The organism is Chloracidobacterium thermophilum B (genome assembly GCF_000226295.1).
Taxonomy (GTDB): Bacteria; Acidobacteriota; Blastocatellia; order Chloracidobacteriales; family Chloracidobacteriaceae; genus Chloracidobacterium; species Chloracidobacterium thermophilum.
In genome coordinates this window covers 813,531-830,382 of record NC_016024.1, presented here as the reverse complement: position 1 = coordinate 830,382, position 16,852 = coordinate 813,531, and the positions used below count along the sequence as shown (strand labels likewise).

Genomic DNA, 16,852 nt, shown 5'->3' with positions numbered 1-16,852 from the left:
CAGCAAAGGAATCATCCCGTCATCATGTCGGCACAACCCAGTCCGCAGTTTGTCAATCGGCTCATCAGCGAAACGAGTCCGTATCTTTTGCAGCATGCCCACAACCCGGTGGATTGGTATCCGTGGGGGCCGGAAGCCCTGGCCCGGGCCAAAGCTGAAGACAAGCCCATCCTGTTGAGCATCGGCTATTCGGCCTGCCACTGGTGCCACGTCATGGAGCACGAGTGCTTTGAAAATCCGTCCATTGCGGCCCTGATGAACGAGCTGTTTGTCAACATCAAGGTGGACCGCGAAGAACGCCCCGACCTGGATACGCTCTATATGAACGCCGTCCAGCTTATGACCGGGCGGGGCGGCTGGCCGCTGACGGTATTTCTGACGCCGGACGGCGAACCGTTCTACGGCGGAACCTACTTCCCGCCCGAAGACCGCGGGCGGATGCCGGGCTTTCCGCGTATTCTCCGCTCAGTGGCTGACGCCTACCGCCAGCGCCGCCAGGACGTGCGGCAGAGCATCGCTGAAATCACAGCCGAACTCCGACGGATACACGAACCGCTGGACGGCGCACGGACACTGTCACCGGAAATTCTCACAGACGCTTACCGCCGCCTGTCCACGCGCTTTGACCACGTTCACGGCGGCTTCGGTGGCGCGCCCAAGTTTCCCAACTCGATGCTGCTCTCCTTCCTGCTCCGTTACTGGCGACTGACGGGCGAACTCCACGCGCTCGAAATGGTCGAACTCTCCCTCGACAAGATGGCCAGCGGCGGGATGTATGACCACCTGGGCGGCGGCTTTCATCGCTACTCGACGGACGACCAGTGGCTTGTCCCGCACTTTGAGAAAATGCTGTACGACAACGCCCTGCTGGCACGGACGTACCTCGAAGCCTGGCAGGCAACCGGAAAACCACGCTACCGCCAGATCGTCGAAGAAACACTCGACTACGTGGTGCGTGAAATGACCGCGCCAACGGGCGGCTTTTACGCCACTCAGGATGCCGACAGCGAAGGTGAAGAAGGCCGGTTTTTCGTCTGGACGCCGGAGGAAATCAATACCCTGCTCGATGAAGCCGATGCTGACCTGGTGCGCCGGTACTTTGATGTCACCGAAGAAGGCAATTTCGAGGGAACCGGCAAAACCGTGCTCAGCACGCCCCTGCCGCTCGAAACCGTTGCCCGTCTCAAGGAAGTGACACCGGAACACTTGGAACATGTGCTGGCGCGCGCGAAGCGCATCCTGTTTGAAGCCCGTGAACAGCGGGTCAAACCGGCGCGCGATGAAAAATGTCTGGCAGCGTGGAATGGACTGATGCTCTACAGCTTTGCGCGGGCGGCAGCCGTTCTGGAACGGGATGATTACCGTGCCGTAGCAGAACGCAATGCCGCGTTTGTTCTGGGCACGATGTATGTGGACGGCATCCTGTACCGGTCACACAAGGACGGACAAAACAAGTTTCCGGGCTACCAGGAAGACTACGCCTGCTATGCCGAGGGGCTTCTGGCGCTGTATGAAGCCACCGGAAACGTCAAATACTTCTGTGCGGCGCGCGAACTGACTGAGGCCATGCTGGCGCAATTCGACGATCCGCAGGGCGGGGGCTTTTTCTTTACCGGCGACCGGCACGAACAGCTCATCACGCGCGTCAAGGATGTCTTCGACAATGCTACGCCGTCGGGCAATTCGGTGGCGGTGGAGGTTCTGCTGCGCCTGGCGCTGTTGACCGGCGAGCAACGCTACCGCGAGCGGGCCGAACACATCCTGCAAACACTGTCCAGTTCCATGGCCAAGATGCCCTCTGGATTCGGGCAACTGCTGGGGGCGCTCGACTTCTATCTGGCCAGTGTCCGGGAAATCGTCATCGTCGGGCCGCCGGACGCAGCGGAGACGCGCGAGCTTCGCCGGGTTGTCGAGGAAGCCTTCCGTCCGCACCGCGTCGTGGCCCTGCTGAACCCGGAAGATGGCGACCACGCGCAGTATGTTCCGCTGGTGGCGCAGCGGACGATGCACAACGGCCAACCCACGGCTTACGTCTGCCAGAACTTTACCTGCCAGGCCCCGGTTACAACGCCCGATGCCCTGCGCGCGCAGTTGGCCTGACGAAACAACATCGCCATTGACCAACCTTGTGGCAGCAAACCAACCACGAAACAGGTGATGATGGAGCGGATTCTTGAACCCGAAGTCATGGACACAGCGGAAGAAGCCCAGGACTACGACGCCATGGACTTCACCGAAGTCAATACGGCGTTTGCGGATGCCGTCGTGGCGCTTGGCATTCGGGCTGGCTATGTGCTGGACGTGGGCACAGGTACGGCGCGCATTCCCATTCTCATTGCCGAACGCCTGCCGGATGTGGGGATTGCCGCCGTGGACCTGTCGGCGGAAATGCTCAAACTGGCGGCGGCCCATCTCCGGGCAGCCCGGCTCGAAGCCCGCATCAGCCTGCATCTGGCTGACGCCAAAAACCTGCCCTTTCCGGCGGCGACCTTCGACGCCGTGATTTCCAACAGCATCGTGCACCACATCCCGGAGCCAGTCACGGTCCTGCGTGAAATGGCGCGGGTGGCCAAACCGGGGGCAGCGCTGCTCATCCGGGACCTCCTGCGGCCGGACACCCCGGAAGCTGCCGACGCTCTGGTGAGGCAGTACGCCGGGAACGAATCACCCCGGCAGCAAAAGCTTTTCCGCGATTCGCTGGGGGCAGCGCTGACGCTCGATGAAATTGCAGCCGCGGCTCAGGCGGCCGGACTGACCGGCGTCACCCTTGCCCAGACCAGCGACCGCCACTGGACGCTCACCCGCCCGCCCGCACCTTGGTTGGGAATGTCTGCGTGTCCGACGTAAAAAAACACATAGACTTTTGCCTGGCCTGTCACTTCGATAAGCTGTCATCGCCCCCGATTCACAACACAACGCTGGCTTTCATGACGTACTTGCAGTTTCACCTTTACTTCAGCCTTCCCCTGCTGCTGGTGACGGCCTGGCTGGCGCGGGGCAGGTTTTCCCGTGTCCATGCCCGCTGGCTTGGTCTTGTCTGTGTCATTGTCTTTGTCTTCACCACCCCGTGGGACAACCATGCCGTCAAACTGGGGATATGGGACTTCCCGGAAGACAAGATTCTGTTTCGCATCTGGCGGCTGCCCATCGAGGAATATGGCTTTTTCCTGCTGCAAACCATCAGCGTCGGGCTGTTGACGGTGGCGCTGCTGCGTCCGCGCTCCAGCTCAACCGCCACGGGGAAAGCCGCATGAAAACCAACTACCTGTTCCATCTGCTCGGCTGGATGCTGCCGGTGGTCATCCTCCAGTGGGCGATTGGCTGGCGCATCCTGGTGCGCAATGCGCGGGCGGTGTTTTTGCCGGTCGTGGCCATTGGGCTGTACTTCGTCGTAGCCGATGCGCTGGCCATTGCCGAAGGCATCTGGCTGTTTGACGCCAATCAGATTCTGGGCATCCACGTGGGCGTCGTGCCGCTGGAAGAAGTTATTTTCTTTTTTCTGACCAGCCTGCTCGTGTCGCAGAGCCTCGTGCTGTTTCTGCCCGAAGAACTACGTGCATGACGATTCGACGGTACATTGTCTATGGGGCCGGAGCCGTCGGCAGCGTTGTCGGCGGGCTGCTCCACCGCGCCGGATATGCCGCCTGTCTGGTCGGCCGTCCAGCCCACGTGGAAGCCATCCGGGCGCGGAGGCTGCGCCTGGAAACGCCAACGGAAACCCTGACGCTCGACATCCCGGCCGTTTCCCATCTCGCTGAAGCTGCACCGGGAGAAGGCGATGCCATTCTCCTTGGCGTCAAGGCAACCCAGACCGCCGCTGCCATGGCCGACATCGCCCGGCAGGTTCCGCCCACAACACCGGTGTTGTGCCTGCAAAACGGCATTGCCAACGAAGCCATTGTCGCCGAATACGTCACGCAGGTGTATCCCGTCCTGGTGCTGTTCAACGCCGTCCTGCCGGAACCCGGCCGCGTCGTGCTGACCATCATGGACTTTCTCGCCGTCGGACGTTTTCCAAAAGGGACGGATGCCCTGACGGCCCAGGTGGCGGCAGACTTTACGGCCGCCGGGCTGCCCACCCGCGAGCATCCCGACGCCATGGCCGTCAAGTGGGGCAAGCTCATCGGGAACCTCAACAACGCGCTGCTGGCCGTCACGGACTGCTACTGGCAGAAAGCCTTTGCGACGCCGGAGATGCTGTCCATGATGCGCGCCGTTATGGAAGAAGGGCTGCGTGTGCTGGCTGCGGCCGGCATTTCCCCGGCTGATGTGACCGGTCGTTTCGATATTCGCGCGCAGGTCGAAGCCTTTGCCGCGCGTCAGGCCGAGTTTGCCGACGTACCGCCGGAACAGCGCGGCTATCCGTCCATGTGGCAGGATTTGCACTTTCGCCGTCCCGAAACCGAAGTCGAATACCTCAATGGCGAGATTGTGCGGCTTGGGGAACGGTATGGTGTTCCGACGCCCATCAACCGCGCCCTGCTGGCGGCTGTCCGGGAATCCATTGAGACGGGCAAGGGTGTTGGGCAATTCCCGCTCGAACGGCTCCGGGAGCGCATCGCCCACCTGGCGGGTTCACCGGCGTCCTTTGATGTAGGGCGTGCCTAACGCCCGGGGTGGCGTTGCTTTCCCGATGAAGCCGGCCAGCACCACCATGGTGAAAATGTACGGGATGATTTGAATGAACTGCGTGGGAATGGACGATGTTCCCTGCAGGCGAATCTGCACGGCGTCCATGAAGCCGAACAGCAGGCAGGCCAGCAGGACGCGCCACGGCAGCCAGTTGCCGAAAATCAACGCCGCCAGCGCAATGTAGCCACGCCCGGCGGTCATGTTGCGCGTGTAGAGCGAATTCTGCCCAATTGAGAGATAGACTCCGCCCAACCCGGCCAGCAGTCCTGAAAGCAGGACGCCCTGCCAGCGCAGCCGCGTGACGCTGACGCCGGCCGTAGCCGCAGCTTCCGGCACTTCACCAACGGCGCGCAACCGCAAGCCAAAGGGCGTCTTGAACAGGATAAACATCGTCACCGGTACTGCGATCAGGGCGGCCACAATGGGCAGGGTGGGGAGCGTCTGGGTCTGAGCCAGGTTGGGTGTCGAACCTGTGGACTCGAACAAGGCCCCCGAAATCAACGGCGGGACGCCCAGCATGAGAATGTTGATGGCCGTGCCGGTGACGACCTGATCAGCGCGACAGGTAATGCAGCAGAACGCATGGAGTGCCGCCACGAGCAGCCCGGCCGCCAGGCCGGACAACAGCCCCAGCCACGGGCTGCCAGTCAGCGCCGTCACGGTGGCGGCAGTAAATGCACCGGCCAGCATAATGCCTTCCAGCGCCATGTTGATGACCCCACTTCGTTCGGCATACAGCCCACCCAAGGCGGCCAGGATGAGTGGCGTCGAGAGGCGGAGCGTCGAACCAAAGAGTGAGACCAGCAGCAGCAGGGTGTCAGACACGAAAAACGTCACCATTTCCTGTCAAAACAGAGACAGGATGACAAAAATTGGCAACCAACGACTAAAAAGAATTGTCAATCCAGTACCAGAAACCAAGGGCGATGCCGTCCGTTTTGGGTGTTGCAGCTCTGGTATGAAAGTTGCCTCGTTTCTTTGTCAGGAAAACAGCCATACCCAAGCTTCTAGGGAGTGTCCGTGCGGGGTCTGCCTTCAACTTCGGGTATGGCTGTCATTTTTTCAACCGCAAGAGCGCGTTTTTTTACTTTTTGCCCACATCCCAGCTCAGGTCAAGCAGCAGCAGGGTCGGGCTGGTGACAGCCAGGTTGAGGGCGAAGGTAAAGTCGTTTCCGGGATTGGGTTGCTCGACAACCTGCACCGTGACCCCCTTGATTGGCTTGACCTTGACTGTGACAGGCTGGCGCGGCAGGGGTGACTGCCGGCTGGATTCAATACAGACGCCGGTTGGGTCAAAAACCTCAAAGAAGGGTCCCTGCCAATAGACCCGGTAGGCGCCGGGTTCGAGCTGCCTTTTCCACTGAACCCCACCTTTCAGGGGAAGCTGCCATTCGGCCACGACGATGACATCTTCCGAACGCGGATTTTTGGGCGTGGCAATCAGCTCGGCCGTGTAGTCATTGTCGGCAACCGGCATCACAGCGATACGGACTGTGACATTGGCGGAAGACTTGCCCAGCCGGAAGACGGCATCCTGCGCCGGGAGGCGGCCTTCGAGCTTGATGTCCGGCTTGATGGGGTTCTCGCTGTCGAGCAGGGCGCTTTCCACCTGATCGCGATGCAGGCGAATCCGAAAGGGGCTGGCCGTGTTGAGCTTGTAAATCAGTGAGCCACGCAGCGGCAGGGGCGGCTCCAGCCGCAGGGAGAGTTCCCGTAACCGCTCTGTCACCTGCGGGTCATCCGGGACGACGGCTTGAAATTTCTGGTAGTCGGCATACGCCGTGCGGAAGTCCCGGCGGCGATAGGCTTCATCTGCCGACTGGCGGGCCAGATAGGCTTCCACCCTGGTTTTGCCAGCCGCTGCCAGCGCATGTTCAGGGTCGAGTTCAAGCGCGGCTTCGTATTCACTCCGGGCTTCGTTATAGCGTCCGGCCTGGAAGGCGGCTTCGGCCTGCCGGGTACGGAGCCGTGCCTCCATGCGGCGCAGTCCCAGACGGGCATCTTCATTGCCGGGCGCTATCTCCAGCACCTGCCGGTAGGTGCGCTGTGCTTCAGTTGGATCGGACTGCTCCATAGCCAACCGCAGCAGAGCCGTAACCAGTGCGGCCTGTGTGGACGCATCAGGGTCAAGCTCCTGGGCGCGGCGGAGATAACCAATCGCCGCCTGCCAGTTTTTGGTCAGCATCGCCGCCTTGCCCAGCATCTGAAGCACTTGCCCGGCATGTCTTTTGGCCACCGGGTTGACCGGCTCAAGAGCCAGGGCTTTGTCGTACTCGGCCAGGGCCTCGACAAGTTGTGACTCCCGCTCGAACTGCCTGCCGACGGCCATGTGGGCGGATACATCCCGGCGGCGCTGCAGGACTTCCACCAGGTCGCTTTTGGGACGCGCCACTTTCCCACCCTGCTCAAAAAACATCCGGGCCGAGACGAAGTCTCCCTTGTCAAACAGCTCGTTGCCTTCCTCGAAGTAAAACTCCGCCGGACGACCGAGCGGCATGGCAACGCCCGTGGGGGTTTTGACGATGGCCGGGCGACGTGGCGGAGAGGGGCGCTTGCCCGGTGGCGTTCCAGGTGCGGACGGGTTGGCCGAGGCGGGCGGCACATCATCCGCGCGCCCGATCTGGGCTACGCTGCGGCTGCCCAGGAAAACAATGCCCCCCAGCAGAACAAACGTCCAGACCAGACCGGCCGCTGGCAGAGACGCCTGTGAACACGCAAACCACCTGGCGAAAGAACCGGGAACACAGCCCTTGGCAGTGAACATAGTGGCAAGTCAAAGCGTGGTGCGGGATGAAAATCGAACGTACTTACAGCATTTCACGGCTGGCAGGTCACTGTGGCGGCTGATCCTGGGCGCAGCGGAAGCCAAGTTCACGGGCCTTGAAGTCCGACGGGACCCAGTTGCGGTAAGTCACGGTGCAGCGCCTGGTGTCTTCCGTAAACGCTCCGCCCCGAATGATTTGCAACCGTGTGCCGGGATTGAGCGGCTTGTCCCAACTCGGTGGTTTCTCGGTGCTTCCGGGGTAGAGTCGGGCTTCTGAAGCTGTCCACTCCCAGACATTGCCCGTCATGTCGAGCACCCCAAAGGGACTGGCGCCGGCCGGATACGTCCCAACCCGTACCGGCACACCAAGACCACTGGCTTTGACATTGGCACGGCTGGGATCAAAGGTGTTGCCCCAGGGGAAAACCGTTGGCGTACGTCCGTGGGCGGCCGCCTCCCATTCCTCTTCGGTGGGCAGGCGCTTACCGGCCCAGCGGGCATAGGCTTCGGCATCGGACAAGGTGATGTCTGTGACCGGAAACAGTTCCTTGCCAGGTTCAAACCGCCCACCAATCCAGGAAGCCGGGGCCGGATGCCCGGTTGCCTCGATGAATTTCTGGTAGTCAGCGTTGGTGACTTCGGTCCGGTCAATGTAGAACGGCCGCAATGTCACCGTATGCTGCGGTTTTTCATAGGGGTCGAGGAAATCACCGCTGTTGCGTCCAATGAGGTACTCCCCTCCTGGGATAGCGATCATGTTTTCAGGGATGACCGGCTGGGCTGGTTTCACCGGTGATGCGGGTTGGGTGGAGGGTTCCGAGCTGGTCACCGGGGTATCTGCTGGTGCGCTGGAACCCGTCGGAACAGACGGCGTAGCCCACTGAAAGTAAGCAATGGCTGCTACAATCCCAATCAAAACCACAATGGCTCCGACCGACAGCCCAACGACCAGCCAGAGCGGAAAGCCAGTACGGCGGGGTGGTGCCGCAGCCGGAGTGGTCTGGGCAAAGAGGTCAGCCGGTGGCTTGGGCGGCAGCGCTGGCATCTCCGTGAGCTGTCGCCCCATCGGACGGGGCGCACCAACGGGCGGTTCCACCGGACGAAAGGGGGTAGCCGCCAACTCTGGCGGAAGTGGCACTCCACCGGGCGGCGTCGGGTTGAGCGGCGGGGTTGGCGGCGTAACCACTGGTGTTCCCCCTGCCGGTGTACCCGTTCGGTTGGCCAACGGATCAGGCACGGAAAAACCGCTTGCCGACGGCAGTGGGGATGAAGCTGGCGGGGGGGGGATGGGTGTTGATGGTGTTGGCGGAGAAGTTGCTGGTGTGCCCGTCTTGGTCGCCAACGGATCGGGCACGGAAAAACCGCTTGCCGGTGGCGGCAGTGGGGATGAGGCTGGCGGTGGGATGAGCGTTGGCGGAAACTGCGGGGTGGAAGTGTTCGTTGTAAACAGGTCTGGGATGGATTCCGGCCCAATAGGAGCGCTTGGTGGTGGCGCATCCAGCCGCAGGTTGGGTGAAGAGATGTCTCCCAGAATGAAACCGTCCCCGTGATGGCCGTTGTCCAGGGTTTGACCGGCTGGCGGCGCGGTCTCCGGCTGTACTTCCAGAGCCGGCAGGGAGACGTTTGTCCGCCCTGGGTCATCAGGGCCGACCGAACGCATGACAAAGGTTTGCTGAATGGACGGGGGGCCAGTCAGCGGCGCTGAGTCACCGGCTCCACCCCCGGCGAAAGCGTGACCACAGCTTTTGCAGAAACGAGCATTTGGACGGTTTTCAGTACCGCACTTTGGGCAGAACATGACGAGTTACCCATACCACCCCAAACTACATACCAAGCGTCGCCGGGTGTTTTGTGCCTTCAAATCGCCGTTCAGGGCAAGCTGCCCATAGATGCCAGTCTGCCACAAGTCAGCCAGCCAACAGCATAGTAACATTCTCAAAAAGTTCGCGGCAAGAAAGCCATTGCACCCAGGTTATTCCGTACTCCCCACGAGAATGATGTTATCCGTAAGGCGCACCTGCCCGACGTATGCCGCCAGGGCAAGCAGGCACTCCTCACCTTCTGCAATCGCTGTCAGCGGGGCCAGATTTTCCATATCCACGAGGGCAATGTATTCCGGGCGCACTAGCGGTTCTGAGTCAAGCACCTGCCGGACCGCACCGATCAGGGTTTCCGCATCCCGGACGCCATTTCGCTCAACCAATTTCTGCGCCTGCTGCAATCCACGGTAGAGCGCCGTGGCCGCCTGCCGTTCCGGTACACTGAGCAGTGCATTCCGGGAAGAGGTCACCAGTCCATCCGGCTCACGGTGGGTCGGGCAGATGACCACTTCAGTGTCCATGGACAGGTCACGTACCATCCGGCGGATGATGATGGACTGCTGGGCATCCTTCTGCCCCACCAGCGTGTAGTCCGGCCGTACGATGTTGATGAGCTTGTTGACAATGGTCGTCACACCGCGAAAGTAGTTAGGCTGTTGGGCCCCACACAGCCGGCAATCCAGGGTGTCTGTTGTGACGTAAGTCAGCATGTCCTCCGGGTAAATTTCGTCCACACTCGGCGCAAACAAAACATCCACTCCGCGCTTGGCCATCAGCTCGGCATCACGCGCCAGGTCACGGGCCGGAACATCAAACTCCTCTCCGGCCTGAAAGTGAATCGGATTGAAAAAAATCGAAACGACCACCGCATCAGCCAGAATCTGCGCCCGGCGGATAAGACTGAGATGGCCTTCGTGGAGGGCGCTCATCGTTGGCACCAGCGCCAGTTTTTTCCGGTCCTGCTTGAGGCGCGGCGCCAAATGGCGCATTCGGGCAATGCGCGTGACGATTTCCATACCCTACACCCAAAGACGGCAGAGAAGCCATGGCTTCCCTGCCGGGGGTTGATGGCAACTCACATCTGATGGCTTTCCGGTTGGAGCACCAGTTCGTTCAGCACGCCGTTGCCGGTGTGCGAGGCGGCAAAGAGAATGGCGTTGGCGGCTTCTTCGACCGACAACATCCTGTCCCGCTGGACGCGCATGGCGATGGTATCCCAAAAAGGTGAATCCACACCGCCAAAGTGTAGCAGCGTAAAGCGGATGCCGTTGCGCTTCAAGTCGAGCGCCATGGCGCGGGTCATACCGGTGACGGCAAACTTTGAGGCGCAGTATCCGGCGGCCTGCATCATCGCCGCCCGCCCCAGAATCCCCGGAATGTTGATGACAATCCCACCACCGGTTTTGGTCATCTCCGGTGCCGCCACCTGTGTTACGTTGAAAACGCCCCGGACGTTGACAGCCAGCATCCGGTCCAGATCGGCTTCGGTCAACTCCAGAAACGGCTTGAGAATCCCAATCCCGGCGGCATTGACAACCACATCAATGCGGCCAAGCTGGCTTATGGTGGCTGCCACAAAAGCGGTCACCTGCTCGCGGTTGGTGGTATCGGTTGGCACGGCGACAACGCGCCGCCCCAGGGCGCGAATCTCTCCGGCCACGGCTTCAAGATCAGCCGCCGTCCGCGCGGCCAGCGCCACATCGGCGCCGTGCCGGGCAAACTTCAGGGCCGCAGCCCGTCCGATGCCGCGGCCGCCACCCGTGATGAGGATGACTTTCCCAGTGAAATCCATGAAAAAACTCCTGACAACAAGCGTAAAGTCCTGGCAAGGGGGTATTGGCGAGTTTAGGAAACGTCGTACGATGTCCTCATGACTGGAAATCACCCAGCTTTCAAGAACGACCCGCGGGTTTTTCGCACCAAACACTGGTGGCAACGGCTCATTACGCCACGGCGTGTTTTTTTTCTGGCGCTGGCCCTGCTCCCGATCGTTATCGTCCTGACCTACTACTACGTCGTGTTCTCGACGATGATTGACCAGAAGCTGCGGGGGGAGTCCTTTGTCCGGTCCAGTGGTATCTATGCGGCTCCGGCGCGTATCATCAAAGGTGGCCCGTTCGGCAAGGCGCAAATCTTGGAATACCTGAACCGGGCCGGTTACGTTGCCCAGTCCCAGGCAGGTGACACCACGCGCGGACGCTACCTGCTCGATGGCAACCGGCTCGACATTCTCCCCAGCACCGATGCGCCGCTGGCCGGACAGAAATTCCCTTCCGTCCGCATCCGGTTCAACGGTAACACGCCGGTCAACATCGTCGAACTCCCCAACCAGCAACCGCTCACCGAATGCCTGCTGGAACCGCCGCTGCTGACGGCGCTCAACAGGGAACGGGAAAAGCGCAAGATCGTCGAGTTCAATGACCTGCCCAAGGTACTCGTCCAGGCCGTAGTCGCCGTCGAGGACCGGCGGTTTTTCGACCACCGGGGCATTGACCTGCGCGGACTGGCCCGCGCCATCTACCGGAACTTCACAGATCGGGACGGCGGCTTGCAGGGCGGCTCAACCATCACCCAGCAGCTTGTCAAAAACTTTTTCCTGACGCCGGAGCGCACGCTGAGCCGCAAACTCAAGGAAGCCTACATTGCCATCATCCTTGAAACGCGCCTGACCAAGCCCCAGATTTTCCAGATGTACTGCAACGAGATTTACCTGGGGCAGGATGGCAGCTATTCCATTAACGGCTTTGGTGAAGCAGCGCGGTTTTACTTCGGCAAGGACATCATCCAGCTCAGCCTGCCGGAGGCTGCTTTTCTGGCCGGCATCATCCGCGGTCCGGGCTATTACTCGCCCTTCAAACACCCGGAACGCGCCCTCGAACGCCGCAACAAGGTGCTGGGCGACATGCTCGAAGTCGGCTTCATCACCCCGGCCGAGTATGAAAAAGCCAAGGCTGCCCCGCTTGGCGTTGCGCCCCGGCGCGCCAGCAGCAACGCCGATGCCCCCTACTATCTGGATTACCTGCAAAGCGTGCTTGCCGAGCGAAAACTCGACCGGGTGCTCTCTGACCCGGCCGCCCGCATTTACACCACGCTGGACATCAACCTGCAGCAGGCCGCGGTCGAAGCCGTCCAGAAGGGGCTGGCAAATCTCGTCAAAAAGCCGGCACCAGGGCTGGATGCTGCGCTCATCGCCCTCGATGCCCACACTGGAGACATTCTGGCCATGGTGGGCGGCCGGGACTATTCGCAATCCCAGCTCAACCGCGTTACGGACGCCCGCCGCCAACCGGGTTCGGTGTTTAAACCCTTCGTCTATACGGCGGCCATTGAGGAAGAGGTCATCACCCCATCATCCCTGTTCAAGGACGAGAAGCGCACCTTCACCTACGGCAACGGGCAGACCTACAGCCCTGACAATTTTGGACAGACCTACAGCAACCAATACGTCACCGTGCGCACGGCGCTGTCCAGGTCGCTCAATGTCGTTACGGTCAGCGTCGCCGAGGCCGTAGGTTACGACCGGGTAGCGCGTACGGCTGAACGGTTCGGGCTGCCGCGCCCGGAGGCGTATCCGAGTCTGGCGCTGGGCACAAAAGAGGCAACACCGCTTGAAGTGGCCCGCGCCTACACCGCTTTCCCCAACCGTGGCGCACGGGTCGAACCCCGCGCCCTGACCTTCATCGCCGATGGCAAAGGCAACCTCGTGGAAAAGGTGGAGCCGCAGACAACGCCGGTCATCTCTCCGGCCGTCGCCGCCGTCATGACGCACCTGCTGCGCGGCCCCATCGAACGCGGCACGGCCACCAAAGCCAACGGTTTGACCAAGGCCCTGGCCGGCAAAACCGGCACGAGCCGCGATGGCTGGTTTGCCGGCTTTACACCACACATGGTCTGCGTGGTCTATGTCGGATATGACGACAACCGCCAACTCGGTATCACCGGAGGGAATTCGGCGCTGCCGATTTTCGTCAACTTCATGCGCGCCGTCCTCAAGTTCCGCCCTGACCTGACCGGTGATGCCTTCCCTGATGCCGAAGGCGTGGAAAAAGTGACCGTGGATTTGCAAACCGGGCTGCTTCCTTCTCCAGCCTGCCAGGGTGAAACCATCGAGGAATGGTTTCTGGCCGGGACAGCCCCAAAGAAGGATTGCACGCAGACTAACGCCGCCGCGATGGGCACTCCGGGCGTGGTGGTCGAACCTGACATCCAGCTTCCCCCACCGGAACTGCCGCCAGTGACCGGGCCGCCGCCGCTGCCCGACGCTACCCGTCCCCGCGACCGGCGTCCGCCGGATGTGCCACCCCGTGACTAGCCTTGCGCGCCGGCTAACGCTGGATGAGCCACACAGCCACCAGCAACAAGACGGCACCAAGCAGGCGTGACCAGGTCAGAGGCTGCTGTGCCAGCCCCAACCAACCGTAGTGGTCAAGGATCAGCGCCCCGATGAGTTGTCCCGTGATAATGGCTACCGAGTAGCCGGCCGCGCCGATACGCGGCACAGCCAGAATGGCCATGGTGACGAAGACCGCCCCCAGCGCCCCTCCCACCCAGGCCCACCACGGAGCGGAGACCGCACCCCGCAGATGCCCGGCCCAGCCTGCCCAGGCCATAGCGGAGGCCAGTACAACGAGCAGACTCGTTCCGACCCCAAAGCTGATGAGCGCGCTGTAAATGGGATTGACGACGAAAGTACGGAGCTTGGCATTCACGGCCGCCTGTACCGGCAACATCATGCCGGTCAGCAGCACGACCGTCACCCATCCAGGTTTCATGCTGGTGTTTCCCCTATCCAGGATAGCCTTCAGGACGCAGGACGCATTCGGAACCGTCCGGCAAGTTGTTTGAACACCAAAACCAGCAGCAGAACGCCAGCACCGACGAGGACGCCAAACACGCCATCGCCCACCGGGCCGACAAACCAGGACAGGGCGCGCCCCACCGTCGGGATGGCTGCCACCAGGTGTTCCAGTTCCTCGACCCAGTGGTGAACTACCGGCACACCGTGAACCAGAATGCCGCCGCCGACCAGAAACATCGCGGCCGTCCCGGCAATCGAAAGAAACCTCATCAGATAGGGGGCCAATCCCACCAGCCCGCGCCCCAGCCACCGCAGCAGCACAGTCGGGCGCTGGCTGAGATAAAGCCCCACATCATCCAGCTTGACAATCCCGGCCACCAACCCATAGACGCCAACCGTCATGAGCACGGCCACGGCCGTCAACACACCAAGCTGGGTAGGGAACGGCTTTGCTGCCACTGCCCCAAGCGCAATCACGATGATCTCGGCCGACAGGATGAAATCCGTTCGGACCGCACCTCTGATCTTTTCCCGTTCGTTGCCCGATGTGGCATCAGCAGATGCACCATCGTGAGGCGTAGTTTCGGCTGCGTCCTGGTTTTCTTCCGGGTGCAGCAATTTGTGAACCAGTTTTTCGACGCCTTCAAAACACAGGAAAGCGCCACCAATCATCAGCAGCGGAATGACCAGCCATGGCAGAAAGGCACTGATGGCCAGGGCGCTGGGAACAAGGATCACCTTGTTGATGGCAGAGCCTTTGGCCACCGCCCACACTACGGACAACTCACGGTCGGTACGCACCCCCGTCAGTTGCTGGGCATTGAGCGTCAGGTCGTCACCCACAACACCCGCCGTTTTCTTGGCTGCGACCTTGGTCATCACCGAAATGTCGTCAAGAGTGGATGCAATGTCGTCGAGCAAAAGCAGCAGACTTCCACCAGGCATGGTTCCCAGAACCTCGAATCGCTCGCAGACGAAGGCAGCCGACCGCGGCGGCAGTTTCGGACGGTTTTCCGTAACGATAGCACGCTGGGGAAAAACCATGTGAAAGCCGGTGGAGCCATCCCTCACAGCACCTGCAGATGGGGTACTTTCACCCCAAAAAGTGAGTGTGTTAGCGTTAGCACGCAAGCATCCAGCACGGTCCCCAGGCTGGTTTTTTCTTTTTCCTGGCCGGTTTTGTCCCGGCCTTGGAGTCAGCTATGAGTACGGTCGAAATCATTGGGCGTGGTAAGAGTCACTATGGGTTGGAGCATCATGGGCTGACCAACCAGAAGGCCATCTACTGGAATTCGGCGACGGAGGTGCTTTACGAAGAGGCCATCAAGCGCGGCGAAGGGTTGCTCGCCCACGATGGGGCGCTCGTCGTGCGCACCGGACGGCACACGGGACGCTCAGCCAAGGACAAGTACATTGTCCGCAACGAGGAGTCAGAAGCCCGTGTCTGGTGGGAAAACAACGCGGCGATTCCGCAGTCCGTGTTTGACGCACTCTACCTGCGGGTATCGGCCTACCTGCAAAACCGGGATGTGTTTGTGCAGGATTGTTATGCCGGTGCTGACCCACGTTACCGCGTGCCGATCCGGGTTGTGACCGAAACGGCCTGGCACGCCCTTTTTGCGCGGACACTGTTTCTGCGTGAATATGACGCGCAGAAGCTGGCGCAGCATGTCCCGGAATTTACGGTCATTCACGTCCCCAGCTTTCTCGCCATCCCTGAGATTGACGGGACAAAATCTCCAACGTTTGTCGTTCTGGATTTTGCCCGCAAGCTTGTGCTTATCGGCGGGACGCACTACGCCGGAGAAATCAAAAAGTCCATCTTCACCCTGATGAACTATGTCCTGCCGCAGCGGGGTGTGCTTTCGATGCACTGCTCGGCCAACTACGGCAAGAGCAAAGACGATACTGCCATCTTCTTTGGACTTTCCGGCACCGGCAAAACCACGCTCTCGGCCGATTCAACCCGCACGCTCATCGGGGACGACGAACACGGCTGGAGTGACAACGGGGTGTTCAACATCGAAGGTGGCTGCTACGCCAAGATGATTCGCCTCTCCCCCGTGACCGAACCGGAAATTTTTGCGGCGACGCGCCACTTCGGGACGGTTCTGGAAAATGTCGTTCTCGACGAGCATTCGCGCATTCTCGACCTCGATGATGCCAGCATCACCGAAAATACGCGCGGTGCTTATCCGGTCACGCAGATTGCCAACATGACGCGCGATGGTCTGGGCGGCATTCCGCGTCATATTGTCATGCTGACCTGTGACGCCTTTGGCATCCTGCCGCCGATTGCCCGCCTGACACGGGAACAGGCAATGTATCACTACATTTCGGGCTACACCGCCAAGGTGGCCGGCACGGAAATGGGTATCACTGAACCGGTTGCCACGTTCAGCGCCTGCTTTGGCGCGCCGTTTCTGCCGCTGCATCCAAGCGTCTATGCCCGGATGCTGGGTGAAAAAATTACCCAGCACAAAGTCAACATCTGGCTGATGAATACCGGCTGGACGGGTGGCCCCTACGGCGTCGGACAGCGGATGAGCCTGCCCTACACCCGCGCCATCCTGCACGCGGCGCTGGATGGCCATCTCGATCAGGTCGAATACATCAAAAACCCGGTCTTTGGCTTCGAGGTTCCGGTGACCTGTCCCGGTGTTCCCGACAGCATCCTCAATCCCCGCAACACATGGGAAGACAAAGCGGCGTTCGATGCCCAGGAAAAACGGCTGGCCGAGATGTTCGTCAAAAACTTTGCCAAGTTTGAAAGTATGGTCGAACCGGCTATCCGCGCTGCCGCGCCACGTCCCTGAGATTTTTCTTCTCCCTTGGGCC

14 protein-coding genes and 1 pseudogene are annotated in these 16,852 nt (G+C 60.9%); 7 read left to right on the top strand and 8 right to left on the bottom strand.

Annotated elements, in window-relative coordinates; all coding sequences use genetic code 11:
- Nucleotides 1-24: 24 nt before the first annotated feature.
- The 5 genes from CABTHER_RS03510 to CABTHER_RS03490 are packed head-to-tail and all read left to right on the top strand — an operon-like array spanning nt 25 to nt 4,608.
- Complete coding sequence (locus tag CABTHER_RS03510) at nt 25-2,100, top strand: thioredoxin domain-containing protein (RefSeq protein WP_014099203.1); 2,076 nt, start codon at nt 25-27, stop codon at nt 2,098-2,100.
- A 57-nt stretch (nt 2,101-2,157) separates the two neighbouring features.
- Complete coding sequence (locus CABTHER_RS03505; protein ID WP_014099202.1) at nt 2,158-2,847, top strand: class I SAM-dependent methyltransferase; 690 nt, start codon at nt 2,158-2,160, stop codon at nt 2,845-2,847.
- On the top strand, nt 2,835-3,254 hold the full coding sequence (locus CABTHER_RS03500) for a lycopene cyclase domain-containing protein (RefSeq protein WP_148263923.1): 420 nt from the start codon (nt 2,835-2,837) through the stop codon (nt 3,252-3,254). The genes CABTHER_RS03505 and CABTHER_RS03500 overlap by 13 nt, the downstream gene beginning before the upstream one ends.
- Entirely contained in the window at nt 3,251-3,562 is a 312-nt protein-coding gene (locus tag CABTHER_RS03495; RefSeq protein ID WP_014099200.1) for a lycopene cyclase domain-containing protein, read from the top strand. The genes CABTHER_RS03500 and CABTHER_RS03495 overlap by 4 nt, the downstream gene beginning before the upstream one ends.
- Nucleotides 3,559-4,608 carry a ketopantoate reductase family protein gene (locus CABTHER_RS03490; RefSeq protein WP_014099199.1) on the top strand — a complete coding sequence of 350 codons (1,050 nt, stop codon included), beginning with the start codon at nt 3,559-3,561 and terminating at the stop codon, nt 4,606-4,608. Before CABTHER_RS03495 ends, CABTHER_RS03490 begins: the two co-directional genes overlap by 4 nt.
- Here CABTHER_RS03490 and CABTHER_RS03485 read toward each other — a convergent pair.
- The 6 genes and pseudogenes from CABTHER_RS03485 to CABTHER_RS03465 all read right to left on the bottom strand — a co-directional run bounded on the left by CABTHER_RS03485 (nt 4,576) and on the right by CABTHER_RS03465 (nt 11,008).
- The gene (locus tag CABTHER_RS03485) at nt 4,576-5,472 is read right to left on the bottom strand and encodes an ABC transporter permease (RefSeq protein WP_014099198.1); all 897 of its coding nucleotides are present in this window, start codon (nt 5,470-5,472) and stop codon (nt 4,576-4,578) included. The genes CABTHER_RS03490 and CABTHER_RS03485 overlap by 33 nt on opposite strands.
- A gap of 244 nt (nt 5,473-5,716) precedes the next feature.
- A complete protein-coding gene (locus CABTHER_RS03480; protein WP_014099197.1) occupies nt 5,717-7,396 on the bottom strand; it encodes a tetratricopeptide repeat protein in 1,680 nt (559 codons plus the stop codon).
- Nucleotides 7,397-7,463: 67 nt separating this feature from the next.
- The gene (locus CABTHER_RS16460; protein ID WP_014099196.1) at nt 7,464-9,056 is read right to left on the bottom strand and encodes a formylglycine-generating enzyme family protein; all 1,593 of its coding nucleotides are present in this window, start codon (nt 9,054-9,056) and stop codon (nt 7,464-7,466) included.
- 75 nt (nt 9,057-9,131) lie between these two features.
- A pseudogene (locus tag CABTHER_RS17785) lies at nt 9,132-9,194 on the bottom strand (zinc-ribbon domain-containing protein); the annotation flags it as partial.
- A 174-nt stretch (nt 9,195-9,368) separates the two neighbouring features.
- Entirely contained in the window at nt 9,369-10,232 is an 864-nt protein-coding gene (gene panC / locus CABTHER_RS03470; RefSeq protein ID WP_014099195.1) for a pantoate--beta-alanine ligase, read from the bottom strand.
- Nucleotides 10,233-10,291: 59 nt separating this feature from the next.
- A complete protein-coding gene (locus CABTHER_RS03465) occupies nt 10,292-11,008 on the bottom strand; it encodes an SDR family oxidoreductase (RefSeq protein ID WP_014099194.1) in 717 nt (238 codons plus the stop codon).
- A 78-nt stretch (nt 11,009-11,086) separates the two neighbouring features.
- On the opposite strand from CABTHER_RS03465, the gene CABTHER_RS03460 reads away from it, so the two are divergent.
- Nucleotides 11,087-13,528: a transglycosylase domain-containing protein gene (locus CABTHER_RS03460; protein ID WP_014099193.1), complete on the top strand. Its 2,442-nt coding sequence runs from the start codon at nt 11,087-11,089 to the stop codon at nt 13,526-13,528.
- A 13-nt stretch (nt 13,529-13,541) separates the two neighbouring features.
- Here CABTHER_RS03460 and CABTHER_RS03455 read toward each other — a convergent pair whose 3' ends face one another.
- Complete coding sequence (locus tag CABTHER_RS03455) at nt 13,542-13,988, bottom strand: DMT family transporter (protein ID WP_014099192.1); 447 nt, start codon at nt 13,986-13,988, stop codon at nt 13,542-13,544.
- A 29-nt stretch (nt 13,989-14,017) separates the two neighbouring features.
- A complete protein-coding gene (locus CABTHER_RS03450; protein ID WP_041569447.1) occupies nt 14,018-14,959 on the bottom strand; it encodes a DUF808 domain-containing protein in 942 nt (313 codons plus the stop codon).
- A 257-nt stretch (nt 14,960-15,216) separates the two neighbouring features.
- Between CABTHER_RS03450 and CABTHER_RS03445 the strand changes: the two genes are divergently transcribed.
- Nucleotides 15,217-16,830, top strand: a complete 1,614-nt coding sequence (locus CABTHER_RS03445) for a phosphoenolpyruvate carboxykinase (protein ID WP_014099190.1) — start codon at nt 15,217-15,219, stop codon at nt 16,828-16,830.
- The last annotated feature ends 22 nt before the right edge of the window (nt 16,831-16,852 follow it).

Bases quoted from the DNA above. Each gene is read 5' to 3' on its own strand.
- CABTHER_RS03510 (WP_014099203.1), top strand. From the start codon at position 25: ATGTCGGCACAACCCAGTCCGCAGTTTGTCAATCGGCTCATCAGCGAA.
- CABTHER_RS03505 (WP_014099202.1), top strand. From the start codon at position 2,158: ATGATGGAGCGGATTCTTGAACCCGAAGTCATGGACACAGCGGAAGAA.
- CABTHER_RS03495 (WP_014099200.1), top strand. From the start codon at position 3,251: ATGAAAACCAACTACCTGTTCCATCTGCTCGGCTGGATGCTGCCGGTG.
- CABTHER_RS03490 (WP_014099199.1), top strand. From the start codon at position 3,559: ATGACGATTCGACGGTACATTGTCTATGGGGCCGGAGCCGTCGGCAGC.
- CABTHER_RS03485 (WP_014099198.1), bottom strand. From the start codon at position 5,472: ATGGTGACGTTTTTCGTGTCTGACACCCTGCTGCTGCTGGTCTCACTC.
- CABTHER_RS03480 (WP_014099197.1), bottom strand. From the start codon at position 7,396: ATGTTCACTGCCAAGGGCTGTGTTCCCGGTTCTTTCGCCAGGTGGTTT.
- CABTHER_RS16460 (WP_014099196.1), bottom strand. From the start codon at position 9,056: ATGCGTTCGGTCGGCCCTGATGACCCAGGGCGGACAAACGTCTCCCTG.
- panC (WP_014099195.1), bottom strand. From the start codon at position 10,232: ATGGAAATCGTCACGCGCATTGCCCGAATGCGCCATTTGGCGCCGCGC.
- CABTHER_RS03465 (WP_014099194.1), bottom strand. From the start codon at position 11,008: ATGGATTTCACTGGGAAAGTCATCCTCATCACGGGTGGCGGCCGCGGC.
- CABTHER_RS03460 (WP_014099193.1), top strand. From the start codon at position 11,087: ATGACTGGAAATCACCCAGCTTTCAAGAACGACCCGCGGGTTTTTCGC.
- CABTHER_RS03455 (WP_014099192.1), bottom strand. From the start codon at position 13,988: ATGAAACCTGGATGGGTGACGGTCGTGCTGCTGACCGGCATGATGTTG.
- CABTHER_RS03450 (WP_041569447.1), bottom strand. From the start codon at position 14,959: ATGCCTGGTGGAAGTCTGCTGCTTTTGCTCGACGACATTGCATCCACT.
- CABTHER_RS03445 (WP_014099190.1), top strand. From the start codon at position 15,217: ATGAGTACGGTCGAAATCATTGGGCGTGGTAAGAGTCACTATGGGTTG.